Here is a 12,994-nt window from a genome sequence, read left to right as displayed (position 1 = left end):
CTCGGGGGTTTGGGGGCTGGCCCCCAATCACACGTTCAACAACAAATGCTCCCGCTCCCATGGAGAGATCACCTGCAGGAATTCTTCGTATTCGGCGCGTTTGACAATCGAATAGACGCGGCAGAAATCCGGCCCAAGGATGGTGTGCAGCTCGGTGGCCTCGTCAAACAGATCCAACGCCTGTCCAAGCACCTGAGGGATGTCGCCCTCGCCTTCATAGGCGTCACTTTTGAACTGTTTGGAGGGACGGATTTCATTGACCAATCCGAGATAGCCACAGGCCAAAGACGCCGCGATGCCCAGATATGGGTTGCAATCCATGCCCGCCAAACGGTTTTCAACCCGGCGGCTTTCGGCGCTTGAGAGCGGGATACGGATGCCGGTTGTGCGATTGTCGCGGCCCCATTCCAGATTGATCGGTGCGGCGTGTTCTTTGACGTACCGCCGATAGCTGTTCACATAAGGGGCCAGCACCGCGATGGCGGCGGGGGTGTGGGTCTGCAAGCCGCCAATAAAGTGGAAGAACGCATCTGTTTCACCGCCCTGCGGCCCGGAAAAGATATTCCGCCCGGTTTCGATCTCCATGATCGACTGGTGGATATGCATGGCACTTCCGGGTTCGTTTTCGATCGGCTTGGCCATGAAGGTGGCAAAGCAATTATGGCGCAGAGCGGCTTCGCGGATCAGGCGTTTGAAATAAAACACCTCATCGGCCAGTTTGACCGGATCGCCGTGCTGAAGGTTGATCTCAAGCTGTCCGGCCCCGCCTTCCTGGGTGATGCCGTCGATTTCAAAACCTTGTGCTTCGGCAAAATCATAGATGTCGTCGATCACCGGGCCGAATTCGTCGACCGCCGTCATCGAATAGGCCTGACGTGCAGCGGCCGGACGGCCAGAGCGTCCCATCATCGGCTCGATTGCTTTGGCCGGATCAAGGTTCCGGGCGGTAAGAAAGAACTCCATCTCGGGGGCGACCACCGGTTCCCAGCCCTTGTCACGGTAAAGCTGAACCACCCGTTTAAGCACATTGCGCGGCGCATAAGGAACGGGACGGTCCTTGCGGTCATAGGCGTCGTGAATGACTTGCAGCGTCCAGTCCCCGGTCCAGGGCGCGGCTGTGGCGGTGCTCATATCGGGTTTGAGGATCATGTCCCGTTCGATGAAACCGCCATCGCTTTCGTCAGCGGCTTCGCCCCAACCGCCGGTGATGGTCTGGAAAAAGATTGAATCGGGAAGGTGAAAATACTCCTGCCGCGCGAATTTTGAAGCCGGCACCGCTTTGCCGCGCGCGATGCCCGGAAGGTCTGCGATGATACATTCCACCTCGTCCAGACGTTTGCCTTCAAGATACTGCGCAGCAGAAGCAGGCAGCGAAGAAATCCAGTCGCTCATGTCAGGCGTCCTTCTTGATAAAAGCGGATGAATTGCTGCGCCATATGTGCGGAATCAAGCGGCTGGCCCATACGCGTGCTGGCTTCTTGCAGCAGCGTGTCGGGCACCAATCCCTTGCCACGGGTGTCGATCAGACCCTGGATGAAATCATCGCCATATTCGGGATGGGGCTGCACGGTGTAGGCCTTGCCCGGATAGAGCAACGCCGCGTTTGCGCAAAACGCATTGCTGGCCACAACTTTGGCCCCATCCGGGATCTTGGTGACCTGATCCTGATGCCAGGCATTGATGGTCATACTGGTGTCTGCAAAATCATAGCGTTGCTGGCCCACCGCCCAGCCGCCGTCGTATTTCTCAACTTTGCCGCCCAGCGCCTGTGCGATGATCTGGTGCCCGAAACAGACCCCGATCAAAGGGCGGCCGGCTGCGATAATGTCCCTGATGAACGCCTCAAGGGGGGCGATCCAGTCATGATCTTCATACGCGCCATGGCGCGAGCCGGTGATCAGCCAGCCATCGGCATCCGTGGCGCTGTCGGGAAAGACGTTTTCGACCACGGACCAGTGTTCAAAATCAAACCCGTGGCCCGCAAGCAGTCGTTCAAAGAACGCGGGATATTCGCCAAACTCGTCCACCAGCTCTTTCGGGGCAAGGCCGGTTTGCAGGATGCCAATTTTCATGGTCCACCTTTTATCATTGTCCAAAACGGCATGATCAGACCGTATCCAGATACAGACCAACCTGATCCTGCAGGCTTAACTCGGAAACAATCTCCATTTCCTGTCGCTTGGTCAGTGTCATGTTCCGGATCAGGTCCTGGGGGAATATCCTGGCCATCACGTCACTGTCTGCAAACCGGTCAATCGCGGTGGCCCAGTTTGTCGGGATTTGCGGCAAATCCAGCGAATAGGCGTTCCCGGTGATCGGCGCGGGTGCGGTCTGATGGTCCTCGATTCCGGTCAATGCAGCCCCCAGAATGGCTGCAAGGGATAGGTAGGGGTTCACGTCACCGCCGGCGACCCGATGTTCGATCCGCCGCGCCGCTGTGGCACCGGATGGCACGCGGATGGCTGCGGTGCGGTTCTCATAGGCCCAGGCCACGCCGGTTGGCGCATGGGCGTTGGGCACAAGCCGGTCATAACTGTTGGCGTGCGGCGCAAAGATCAGGGTGCTGTCGGGCAGGGCGTTCAGACATCCGGCAATCGCCTGTCGCAGCAGGTCCGTGCCTTTGGGTCCGCCATCATCAAACACATTCTTGCCTTCGGCGTCGATCACCGAAAAATGTGTGTGCATTCCGGACCCTGCGTAATCCTCGTAGGGTTTTGCCATGAACGAGGCTGCAAATCCGTTGCGACGCGCAAGTCCTTTGACCAGCATCTTGAACAGCCATGCGTCATCGGCGGCTTTCAGTGGGTCATCAACATGCATCATGTTGATTTCAAACTGGCCAAGCCCGGCTTCGGAAATTGTGGTGTCGGCCGGGATGTCCATCGCTTCGCACGCATCATAGAGTTCGGTAAAGAAGCTGTCGAACTGATCGAGCACGCGGATGGACAGGATCTCACCGGCTTTGTGCCGTTTACCTGAACGCGGCGATGCCGGGATGCGCAGACGGTTTTTGCGATCATCGATCAGAAAGAACTCTAGCTCCATGGCAACGACCGGCGTCAGCCCCTTTGTGGCATAGCGTTTGACCACATCGGCCAGGGCGTGGCGCGGGTCGCCCGCAAAGGCAGAGCCATCCTCCCGGTACATCCAAAGCGGCAGCAGGGCCGATGGAGTGTCCAGCCATGGCATCGGGACAAAGCCGCGTTCCGTGAGTTTCAGCACGCCATCGGCATCGCCCTGGGCATAGACAAGCGGGCTGTTGTGGATGTCCTCGCCGCGAATGTCGAGGTTCAGAACAGAGAGCGGGAAGCGGGTTCCGCCCTGTACGGCCTTGTCCGCAAAGCGCGCCGGAACACGTTTGCCGCGGGCAACGCCGTTCAGATCGGATGCGGCCACACGGACGGACCGGACCTCTGGATGGGACCTGAGCCAGGTGGCGGGATCGGCTGACATGACGCCTCAAGAGATAATTTGATCAAATTCAGAGATAGCCAGCGCATCCGCCATTTGGCAAGAGGAATTCAGCGAATGATGTTGAGTTTCAGTTTCATCTTGCTGCGGGTCTCTTGCGGCAGATGCCGGTTGAGCCGTTTGTTGATGATGCCGAAAATGCCGATGATCACCAGCGTCAGCAGGATGAAATAGAATGCAAGAATGGGGTAGGGCACAAAGGGGTTGAAGGTCTTGTCGGCAAAGAAATTGGCATAATACAGCGCATCTCCACGCTGTTGCCATGCCGGGAACCCCGAAAAATAGACCAGGGTGGTGGCGTGAAACAAAAAGATCGCTTCGTTGGTATAGCCCGGCCAGGCCAGACGCAGCATCGTGGGCCAGGTGATCCGCCGGAATCGGGTCCAGCCGGTCATTCCATAGGCATCGGCGGCGTCCATATCGCCTTTTGGCACCGATTGCAGCGCGCCATAGAAAATTTCGCCGGTATAGGCCGCCGTGTTCAAGAACAGCACCACCAACGCGCCCAGCCATGCCGAGGTGAACGGCGAAAAGATCGGAAATGTCTGTTTCAGGCTTAAAAACAGGAAATAGGCAAAAAAGAACTGGATAAAGAGCGGCGATCCACGGAACAGGAAGATGAACCACTCTGACGGCTTTTTGAACCAAGGGTTCGACGACGCCTTGCCAAGTGCCACTGCGGTGGCAAGAAAGAAACCGCTGCCCAGGGCCAGCACACCAAAATAGATGTTCCAGATCATGCCGGACCCGATCAGCACAAATTGCTGGCACAGCGTATAGTCCGACCGGGGCAAGACCCGTTCGCCGATGCCGATCGAGCGTAAACCGTAATCAAGAACGGTGTCCCAACAGCTCATGCGGCTTTCCTTTGGGCTTCGCCACCTGTGGTTGCCTGACCGTGCGTGAGTTTGCGCATGATCTTGTCCAACACGGATTCGGACAGTTTGGTGAACCAAAGATAGAAAACGAGCAGGGCCAGAAAATACCACACGCGCCAGTCGCCATGGGGGTAATCGGTGAACCGCGCGGTTTTTGAGCCGCCCAATTCCCGTGCCCAGTAGACGATATCCTCGACCCCTAGCAGAAACAGAAGCGGTGTCGCCTTGACCAACACCATCCACAGATTGCCAAGGCCGGGCAGGGCAAACACCCACATCTGCGGGACCAGAACCCGCCAAAAGGTTTGCCGTTTCGTCATGCCATAGGCTTCGGCCGTCTCTAACTGGCCACGCGGCACCGCGCGCATCGCGCCGAACAACACATTGGCGGCAAATGCGCCAAACACGATTGCAAATGTAAGCACCGCAAGCAGGAATCCATAGGTTTCATGAACCCATTGCGGGGCATTTCCCAATGGAAGTTTTGCCGCGGTACAGACGACAAAATCATTGCCCTGTCGGATCGGCTGATCCCAATCGGGGCATTTGATTTTATGACGAATCCATTCGAAAAACTGGTCAAGCGCGATGACGAAGAACAGGAAAAACGCGATATCGGGAACTCCGCGTACAATCGCGATATAGGTTTTGCCCAAAAGGCTTAGCGGCGCGAAAGACGACCGGGCCGAGGCCGCGCCAAGGAAGCCAAAGGTCAATGCCGCCGGTGCGGTGATGGCAAGCAAAAGCAGAACCGTGAACACCGACGTGTAAATCGACATGTGTTTGCCGGTGGTCAGATAGCAGGCAAACCACCGAAAGGTGTCCAGGGTAGCGGGATCGGTGCAAAAGCTGAACATCTATGGTGCGCCGCAGAAAAAGGACAAATGTTTTAACTCTTCAGTTCAATTGATAGCGATTCCGGCAGCTTGTAAATCTTTGTGTCCGGAAACCGTGCCTTATGCCTGTCCGCCTGTGGTCATGTTAAGACCGACAGGTCCTGCGTCGGCCGTTTGGCCGCGCGGGCATCTTGTTTGTTGGCTGCCAGAAAGAGGCCGCGTCGGCGGCCCCTTTTATCTGGCTGGGCGGAGCTGATCAGAAGCCCGGTCCGATTTCCCATTTCGCGATCAGCGCATTCAGGCTTCCATCGTCTTTCATGGATTGAATCGCTGCGTCGAACTTTTCTTTCAGCTCGGTATCGGATTCGCGCACACCCATGCCAACGCCGCCGCCGATCAGCTCTTGTTGATCAAGCAGGGCCAGATCTGGGTTTTCATCTGCAATCGGGCGCAGGTAGGCATCATCGGCCAGCACCGCATCCGCTTCGCCGTTTCGAACTGCGGCGATGGTTTCGTCTGGTGTCGCGAATTCGACAAGCGTGGCCCCGCTGGACGCCACGAATGCCGCCTGAACCGTGTTAGCTTGCGCCGCGATGACGCCGGTGGTCAGGTCAATATCCGTCCCTTCCAGCACAAGATATCCCGATGGGTCGGGTTGGGTGTAGTTCTGGGTAAAGTCGATGACCTCGTCGCGTTCTTCGGTGATCGACATACCGGCGATGATGGTATCGTAATTGCCCGATACCAGGTTCGGAATGATCGAGTCCCAGTCATTCGTGACCCACTCGCAGGTCAGTTCAGCGCGCGAACACAGCTCGTCGCCCAATTCGCGTTCAAAGCCGTCAACTTCGCCCGCATCGTTGATAAAGTTATACGGAGGGTAAGCACCTTCGGTGCCCATACGCACCACCGAATGGCTGTCTGCAAAGGCAACGGATGCCGTGAACGCCAGAATGGCGCTGCCGAAAAGAATGGATTTCATGGTGAACTCTCCCAAGTTGTTTGCTGTTACGCGGCCATTGTCGAGGACAAAAACCCCTGTAGCCGTTCTGATTTCGGTGCGCCAAACACATCCTCTGGCGCGCCTTCTTCTTCGATCAGGCCCTGATGCAGGAACACAACGTGATTGCTTACATCGCGGGCCAGTTTCATGTCATGCGTGACGATCAGCATGGTGCGCCCTTCGCTGGCAAGATCTTTGATCACCTTGACAACCTCTTGTTCCAGCTCTGGGTCCAGTGCGGATGTCGGCTCGTCGAAAAGCAGTGCTTCCGGCTCCATACACAAGGCGCGCGCAATAGCGGCGCGTTGTTGTTGTCCGCCGGACAATTGCGCCGGATACGCATCGCATTTGTCGCCGATCCCAACCTTGTCCAGATAGCCGCGCGCGGCCTGTTCAGTCTCGCTCCGGTCACGTCCCAGAACGGTAACCGGCGCTTCCATGACGTTTTGCAGGATGGTCAGGTGGGACCACAGGTTGAATTGTTGAAACACCATCGACAGGTTTGTGCGGATGCGCAGCACCTGTTTGGGATCGTTTGGATGACGCTCCAGACCGCTGCCTTTCCAGGTGACGGCCTCGCCCTTGAACAGGATATCGCCTTGCTGACTGTCTTCCAGCAGGTTTGCACATCTCAGGATGGTGGATTTGCCGGAACCGGACGACCCGATCAGCGCAACCACATCGCCGCGATGGGCCGTGATGTCGACACCCTTGATGACTTCAAGCGTGCCATACTGCTTGTGCAGATTGCGAATTTCGAGGACGGGCGTGTCTGTCACGGCATGGATCAGGTCGCTGTTTCAATGTTGACGCGCAAGATGACGCCAATTTGCCGTGTGATGCAATGTTCAATTTCGCCCTGAAGGCCGGAATGTGGGGGGTAACCCTGCGTCATGCGCCGGGTGGGGCAGGACTCGGTTGGGCGTGATAAAGACGCGCGTCCAGAACACAGAACGTCATCGGACCGCCCATGTCATCGGGGGTTTGGGGCGAATACGCGCGTGTCGCGGCATGCAACGCTCTGCGTAACGGGGCCGGATCGGTGCCACGCGCTGTGATCAGCGGCAGGCCCGGTGTGACCGCGCTGTGCCCAACCAGATGGACCTTGGCCGCATTGGGATCAAACCGTTGCAGGATACGCCAGCTTACGGCGTCGATATAGGCAATGTCGGCGGCACCCTGTGCAACCGCTGCCAAAGACTGCGCGTGTGATCCGGTCTCGCAGATATCGGCAAAGCGTGGCGGATGTTCAAACGGTGCCGCCAATTGCGTGACCGCCCAACCGGATTGGCTGTCGGGGGCATTATAGGCCAGGCGCAGCCCGGACATATCGGCGACAGGGCTGGCACCGTTCGGGCAAGATCGCCGGATCACGCAAGACATATAATGCCCCGGTTGGGTGTTCAGTGCGAAATCAAACGTGCCAACATACTGAACTTTGTTCCTAAGCGCCGTTCGAAACGGTAGGCCGCAGGTCATCGAAACGAACAGGTCGGGATCTTGCCAATGGTCAGCCCAGCTTGCAGGCAAGGCGTCTGGAGGGGTCAGGTCCGGCGCGGTCAGTCCTTCTTTTGCTGCGCAGTCCTGAAACACGGACCAGAATGCTTGCCACAGATGCGCATTTTCCGCCCGCCAATACATCGGCAGGCTGGCAACACTCATGCGCGCGCGACGCGTTGCCGGGCAAGAGCGCTGTCGCGATCGTTGATGCCAAGAAGCTTGGACACAAGGCGCAGCAGCGCGTCTTCTTCCGCCTCGCGGACACCATCGGCCAGCACCACTGCCCAAAGTGCCTCGATCACGCCGATGCGGTCCTCATAGGCCACGGCGTCTTTGATGGCAGAGGTAAAGCGCACCGTGTCGGGCGCTTCGGCTTCAAGACCTTCGGCCTCTCCGCGCAGCTTGGACGCTTCAAAAGGCGACAGGCCATAGCGCGAGGCCGCGATGCGGTCGATGCGGTTTTTTTCACTGTCGTCATAGTCGCCATCTGTCCGGGCCACACGGACCAAAAGGGCGGTCAGTGCCAGCCGCGCATCAGCATCGGGCAACGGGTCGGGGTCGGGCGCGGTCAACCGCTTTAAGAAATCTCCAAACATGAGCTGTGATATAAGTGGCCTTGCTGAATTCGCAAACGGTTTTACCCTGACAGGTCTTCAACTTCATACAGAATGTCGTCAATCGCGATGCCGCCAGGATCGGTGTTTTCGATGGTCACGGCGGCCACCCCATAGCCGCTGCGCCAGGCCAATGACATGACCCCGCGCCCCAGCGGCAGGACAAACCGCGTGATCAGCCGGGCGTTTACGTCGTAAAACGCCACCTCTGCGGCGCGCGGCATCGGGCGTTGGGCCAGCGGATCGGGGTATTCGGCGTGGAGCCGCAGGCCAAACGCAAATTGCGGATCGTCAAATGTCAGCGCAAGGCTGCCTTCGCCGCGACCATCGGCACCTGCAATGCCGACAGGCCCCAGCGGGAACAACGCATTGGAGCCGAATCCGCTGTGATAGGCCACCGTCAGGTTTTGGCCGGATTGTCCGGGGATCACCCGCAGCGGCGCATCCGGCTGCCCGATCAGACGGTCGAAGCGGCCATAGTCGGTTGTGGCCTCCTCGACCCCTTGGCCCAACAGCTTTTCGGCAATCGACAAGCCGGGTGCGCGCCAGTGGTGATCGAAATTGAGGCCCGGTTCGGTCACTTTGGGCAAGCTGTCGAATGTCTCGATCCGGTGTGGTTGTCCGCGCAAGCTGTCATAGGGCACTTTGCGCAGCTCATTGGCCGCTGCCAGACCAGGCAGGATCAAGCACAAACAGGCAAGGCGGATCATGTCCGTGTCTCGAAAACGGTGTCCAGAAAGGCCAGGTCCGGTTTCAACCCATAGGGCGGGTTCACGACAAACAGCCCCGAGCCGATCATGCGATGGCCGTCGCGGGCGGGCGGAAACCGCACCTCATGGACCAGCGCATCCGGGTGGGCGGCTGTCAAAGCGGCAAGCATGGGGGCATGAGCCTGCGAGGTCAGGATTGGATACCAGATCATCACCACGCCGACATTCCATTTCCGGGTCACCGCCGTCAGCCATCTTGGTAATGCTGTGTATTCGTCTTTGACCTCGTAAGACGGGTCCACAAGCATCAGACCGCGCCGTGGTGTCGGCGGGCAGAGGCTTTGTGCAAGGGCAAGTCCATCCTGTTGATATGTATGAACATTCGGCGCGCGCATAGTGTGACGCAACGCGGCGTATTCCTTTGGGTGCAGCTCGGCAAGGTGAAGCGTGTCTTGCGGGCGCAGCAGCGCCGTCGCAATCGCAGGAGATCCGGGATAATGCAATTGCGCCTTCAATGCCCTGATATACGGGTGATCGGCGGGAAACCGGTTCTGCAGTCGCTCAATACCCTGTGTGGCCTCTTTCGTCTTTGCCGCCTCTGGTGCCTGCAGATCGTAAAGTCCACGTCCCGCGTGGGTTTCAATATAGCTGAGCGGTTTGGGTTTTTGCGTCAGATATTCCAGCGCCGTGGCCAAAAGCGCATGCTTGTGAACGTCGGCCGCGTTTCCGGCGTGGTAGATATGTTGGTAAGACAGCATTGAGCGATGTTTAGGCCGTATGACAAGGTGCGGGTAGGGGTGGGCCATGCAAATCCGCCGGAGGGAGACTCGAAAACAAGTTACGCGACGCTATGTCACAGGATTGGGCAAGGAGAGGCCCGCCCGCACAGGTGACCGATTTTGCGCCTGTGCCACAGTTTGGGAGGACACAGAATGTTCAACATATCGCGAAAGACTTTTACGACACTCGGCATATCGGTGGCAGCGGCCTGTTTGCTGACATCCACCGCATTGGCTCAGGTTGGCACAAACACAAGTTCGCTGGAGCACACGGTCGTGCTCGATAATCTCGACAATCCGTGGGACATGGCGTTTCTGGATGATGGAACGATGTTTTTTACCGAAAAATGTGATGGTTTGTCCGTCATGATGCCCTCTGGGGAGGTGAACGCGTTGCTTGGCGTGGGCGACACCGAAGGCTATGCGACGAACGCGGAGGATCTGTTTTGCGATGGTCAGGCGGGGATGAACGGCGTTGCGATTGATCCCAACTTTGCCGAAAACCGACGGATCTACGTCTATTCCACCTCGAACCTGTCCAGCCCGCAGACCAACCGCCTGATGCGGATGACGGTGAACGAGGACTTCACCAATGTGGCGGATCGCACTGATATCATTGATGATGTGCCCTATAAAACCGAAGCGACCGACCACCCGTTCGGCGGCACTGGCGCACATAACGGCGGGCGTGTGCGATTTGGGCCGGACGGGTTCTTGTGGCTGACAACGGGTGACAATCATAATGGCGAGGTGCCGCAAAGCCCGACTTCGCTGGGCAGCAAAATCATCCGCGTCGATACGGATGGCAACGCCGCTGCGGACAACGCCCCGCCCGAAGGGTTCGACCCGCGCATCTACACCTATGGCCACCGCAATGTGCAGGGAATCGCGTTCCATCCTGAAACGGGGCAGGCGATTGCAGCCGAACATGGCCCCTGGCATTCAGACGAGATCACGCCGCTGGTCAATGGCGGCAATGGCGGCTGGGATCCGCGGGGCAACATGGCGGGTCGCGGCGACTGCCCCAATGATTATTGCGGCTATGAGCCGAACCAGATGGAAGGCATGAACCGCTTTGAACGCGCGGCCTTCATGCCGATGACCGACTTTGACACCTATCCCGACGCCATGCCGCCGATCTGGACCAACAATGGCTGGTCGCAAGGCACGTCTTCGGCGGAATTCCTGCGCGGTGAAGCGTGGGGAGACTGGGACGGCGCGATGGCGGTTGGAATCATGGGCATCGGCTTTGGCGGCACGCCCATCGGGCAACGCATCGATGTGATCGAACTGATCGAAGAAGACGGCTCGTTAAAGGTCGAGGACGTGACCGAGATGACCCTACCGATGGAGTCCGCGCGGTTCCGCGCTCTCGTACTTGGCCCGGATGGCAGCCTTTATACTGCGGTCGACGAGGGGCAGATTCACAAACTGACCCCACCGTCGAACTGATCACACCATGGGTCGGACAGGATTGTCCGACCTACACCAACCGCGAAACGTCCTTCGCCGCGCGCACAAAATCCTTGAACAAGGGGTGCGGGGCGAATGGTTTGGACTTCAGTTCGGGATGAAACTGCACGCCAATGAACCACGGGTGGTCGGGCCATTCGACGATCTCGGGCAGGCGACCGTCCGGGCTCATGCCCGAGAAGACAAGGCCGGCTTTTTCAAGGTCTTCCTTGTACTTGATGTCAACCTCGTAGCGGTGCCGGTGGCGTTCGTCGATGGTGGTTGTGCCATAGATGCCAGCGACGCGGCTGCCTTCGGCAAGAACGGCGTCATAGGCCCCCAGGCGCATGGTGCCGCCCTTGTCGTCATCGACCTTGCGGTTGACCTTTTCGTTGCCCTGCACCCATTCCTTGAGGTGATACACCACAGGGGTAAACCGTTTCTTACCGGCCTCGTGGTCAAACTCCTCGGACCCGGCGTCAGGCAGTTTGGCCACGTTCCGCGCGGCTTCGATGACGGCCATCTGCATGCCAAGGCAGATGCCAAGATAGGGCACCTTGTGTTCGCGCGCGAATTGCGCCGCCTTGATCTTGCCCTCGGTGCCGCGTTCGCCAAAGCCGCCGGGCACCAGAATGGCGTGCAGCCTTTCGAGATGCGGTGAGGGGTCTTCGCGGTCGAAAACCTCGGCATCGACCCAGCGGATATTGACCTTGACCCGGTTGGCCATGCCGCCATGGGTCAGCGCTTCGGCAATGCTCTTATAGGCATCTTCCAGCTGGGTGTATTTGCCCACAATGCCGACATTCACTTCGCCTTCGGGATTGTGGATGCGGTCGGCCACATCGTCCCATTTGGCAAGGTTCGGCTTTGGCGCGGGTGTGATCTGAAATGCGTCCAGCACCGCCTGATCCAGACCTTCGCGGTGATAGACCAGAGGGGCCTCGTAGATCGAATTGAGATCCTGTGCGGCAATCACGGAATCTGTGCGTACATTGCAAAACAGGGCCAGTTTCTCGCGCTCTTTGGTCGGGATCGGCCCTTCTGAGCGGCAGACCAGAATGTCAGGTGCCAGCCCGATAGAACGCAATTCCTTGACGCTGTGCTGTGTCGGTTTGGTTTTCAATTCGCCCGACGCCTTGATGTAGGGCAGCAGCGTGAGGTGCATGAACAGGCACTGACCGCGCGGCTTGTCCTGGGAAAACTGGCGGATGGCCTCAAAGAAGGGCAGACCTTCGATGTCTCCGACGGTGCCGCCGATTTCGCACAGCATAAAATCGACCTCGTCCTCCCCGATTGAGATGAAATCTTTGATTTCATTGGTGACGTGGGGGATCACCTGAATGGTTTTGCCCAGATAATCGCCGCGCCGCTCTTTTTCCAGAACATTGGTATAGATGCGGCCCGACGAGATGCTGTCGGTCTTGCGGGCAGGGACCCCGGTAAAGCGTTCGTAATGCCCAAGGTCCAGATCGGTTTCCGCGCCATCATCGGTGACAAACACCTCGCCATGTTCAAAGGGCGACATCGTGCCGGGATCGACGTTCAGATAGGGGTCAAGCTTGCGCAGGCGGACCGAATACCCGCGGGCTTGCAAAAGTGCGCCAAGCGCCGCCGAGGCCAGGCCTTTGCCAAGGGATGACACCACACCGCCGGTGATGAAAATAAAGCGTGCCATGTCTGGAAACCTCCCGCGGCGCGTCTGCAAATCATGCGCACTGCACAGCCGAAACTGCGCAGCATCACGGGATTTG

Annotated in this window: 13 protein-coding genes; 1 reads left to right on the top strand and 12 read right to left on the bottom strand. The window is 58.3% G+C overall.

All coding sequences use genetic code 11. The annotated features are described in order from the left end of the window. Positions 1-27: 27 nt before the first annotated feature. From ACG74X_RS09535 to ACG74X_RS09485, 11 genes are all read right to left on the bottom strand, one after another. Positions 28-1,392 carry a glutamine synthetase family protein gene (locus tag ACG74X_RS09535; protein WP_411234365.1) on the bottom strand — a complete coding sequence of 455 codons (1,365 nt, stop codon included), beginning with the start codon at positions 1,390-1,392 and terminating at the stop codon, positions 28-30. After that, on the bottom strand, positions 1,389-2,072 hold the full coding sequence (locus tag ACG74X_RS09530) for a type 1 glutamine amidotransferase (protein WP_411234364.1): 684 nt from the start codon (positions 2,070-2,072) through the stop codon (positions 1,389-1,391). Before ACG74X_RS09530 ends, ACG74X_RS09535 begins: the two co-directional genes overlap by 4 nt. 34 nt (positions 2,073-2,106) lie before the next feature. Further along, entirely contained in the window at positions 2,107-3,453 is a 1,347-nt protein-coding gene (locus ACG74X_RS09525) for a glutamine synthetase family protein (protein WP_411234362.1), read from the bottom strand. 68 nt (positions 3,454-3,521) lie between these two features. After that, positions 3,522-4,328 (bottom strand): ABC transporter permease, encoded by an 807-nt coding sequence (locus ACG74X_RS09520; protein WP_411234360.1) that lies wholly within the window; start codon positions 4,326-4,328, stop codon positions 3,522-3,524. Next, on the bottom strand, positions 4,325-5,206 hold the full coding sequence (locus ACG74X_RS09515; RefSeq protein ID WP_411234359.1) for an ABC transporter permease: 882 nt from the start codon (positions 5,204-5,206) through the stop codon (positions 4,325-4,327). Before ACG74X_RS09515 ends, ACG74X_RS09520 begins: the two co-directional genes overlap by 4 nt. A gap of 235 nt (positions 5,207-5,441) precedes the next feature. Then, entirely contained in the window at positions 5,442-6,167 is a 726-nt protein-coding gene (locus ACG74X_RS09510) for a transporter substrate-binding domain-containing protein (RefSeq protein WP_411234357.1), read from the bottom strand. Between the two features lie 26 nt (positions 6,168-6,193). Continuing rightward, positions 6,194-6,967, bottom strand: a complete 774-nt coding sequence (locus tag ACG74X_RS09505) for an ABC transporter ATP-binding protein (protein WP_411234355.1) — start codon at positions 6,965-6,967, stop codon at positions 6,194-6,196. A gap of 112 nt (positions 6,968-7,079) precedes the next feature. Then, positions 7,080-7,850, bottom strand: a complete 771-nt coding sequence (locus tag ACG74X_RS09500) for a phosphate/phosphite/phosphonate ABC transporter substrate-binding protein (protein WP_411234353.1) — start codon at positions 7,848-7,850, stop codon at positions 7,080-7,082. Then, positions 7,847-8,284, bottom strand: a complete 438-nt coding sequence (locus tag ACG74X_RS09495; RefSeq protein ID WP_411234352.1) for a TerB family tellurite resistance protein — start codon at positions 8,282-8,284, stop codon at positions 7,847-7,849. The genes ACG74X_RS09500 and ACG74X_RS09495 overlap by 4 nt, the downstream gene beginning before the upstream one ends. Positions 8,285-8,325: 41 nt before the next feature. After that, positions 8,326-9,012, bottom strand: coding sequence for a hypothetical protein (locus ACG74X_RS09490; RefSeq protein ID WP_411234350.1), 687 nt, complete (start codon positions 9,010-9,012; stop codon positions 8,326-8,328). Further along, entirely contained in the window at positions 9,009-9,770 is a 762-nt protein-coding gene (locus ACG74X_RS09485) for a 23S rRNA (adenine(2030)-N(6))-methyltransferase RlmJ (protein WP_411234349.1), read from the bottom strand. Before ACG74X_RS09485 ends, ACG74X_RS09490 begins: the two co-directional genes overlap by 4 nt. 174 nt (positions 9,771-9,944) lie before the next feature. Between ACG74X_RS09485 and ACG74X_RS09480 the strand changes: the two genes are divergently transcribed. Next, complete coding sequence (locus tag ACG74X_RS09480; protein WP_411234348.1) at positions 9,945-11,243, top strand: PQQ-dependent sugar dehydrogenase; 1,299 nt, start codon at positions 9,945-9,947, stop codon at positions 11,241-11,243. Positions 11,244-11,274: 31 nt separating this feature from the next. Here the strand turns inward: ACG74X_RS09480 and ACG74X_RS09475 are convergent, their stop codons facing one another. Continuing rightward, positions 11,275-12,918 carry a CTP synthase gene (locus tag ACG74X_RS09475; RefSeq protein WP_411234346.1) on the bottom strand — a complete coding sequence of 548 codons (1,644 nt, stop codon included), beginning with the start codon at positions 12,916-12,918 and terminating at the stop codon, positions 11,275-11,277. Positions 12,919-12,994 lie beyond the last annotated feature (76 nt).

The sequence above is a fragment of the Marivita sp. S0852 genome (assembly GCF_046591575.1).
Lineage (GTDB): Bacteria > Pseudomonadota > Alphaproteobacteria > Rhodobacterales > Rhodobacteraceae > Marivita.
Note: the sequence above shows the minus strand (reverse complement) of the source record. Positions and strands in the feature narration are given on the sequence as shown.

Coding starts and splice junctions, on each gene's coding strand:
- ACG74X_RS09510 (WP_411234357.1), bottom strand. CDS start 6,167: ATGAAATCCATTCTTTTCGGCAGCGCCATTCTGGCGTTCACGGCATCC.
- ACG74X_RS09520 (WP_411234360.1), bottom strand. CDS start 4,328: ATGAGCTGTTGGGACACCGTTCTTGATTACGGTTTACGCTCGATCGGC.
- ACG74X_RS09490 (WP_411234350.1), bottom strand. CDS start 9,012: ATGATCCGCCTTGCCTGTTTGTGCTTGATCCTGCCTGGTCTGGCAGCG.
- ACG74X_RS09495 (WP_411234352.1), bottom strand. CDS start 8,284: ATGTTTGGAGATTTCTTAAAGCGGTTGACCGCGCCCGACCCCGACCCG.
- ACG74X_RS09480 (WP_411234348.1), top strand. CDS start 9,945: ATGTTCAACATATCGCGAAAGACTTTTACGACACTCGGCATATCGGTG.
- ACG74X_RS09485 (WP_411234349.1), bottom strand. CDS start 9,770: ATGCTGTCTTACCAACATATCTACCACGCCGGAAACGCGGCCGACGTT.
- ACG74X_RS09525 (WP_411234362.1), bottom strand. CDS start 3,453: ATGTCAGCCGATCCCGCCACCTGGCTCAGGTCCCATCCAGAGGTCCGG.
- ACG74X_RS09475 (WP_411234346.1), bottom strand. CDS start 12,918: ATGGCACGCTTTATTTTCATCACCGGCGGTGTGGTGTCATCCCTTGGC.
- ACG74X_RS09500 (WP_411234353.1), bottom strand. CDS start 7,850: ATGAGTGTTGCCAGCCTGCCGATGTATTGGCGGGCGGAAAATGCGCAT.
- ACG74X_RS09535 (WP_411234365.1), bottom strand. CDS start 1,392: ATGAGCGACTGGATTTCTTCGCTGCCTGCTTCTGCTGCGCAGTATCTT.
- ACG74X_RS09515 (WP_411234359.1), bottom strand. CDS start 5,206: ATGTTCAGCTTTTGCACCGATCCCGCTACCCTGGACACCTTTCGGTGG.
- ACG74X_RS09530 (WP_411234364.1), bottom strand. CDS start 2,072: ATGAAAATTGGCATCCTGCAAACCGGCCTTGCCCCGAAAGAGCTGGTG.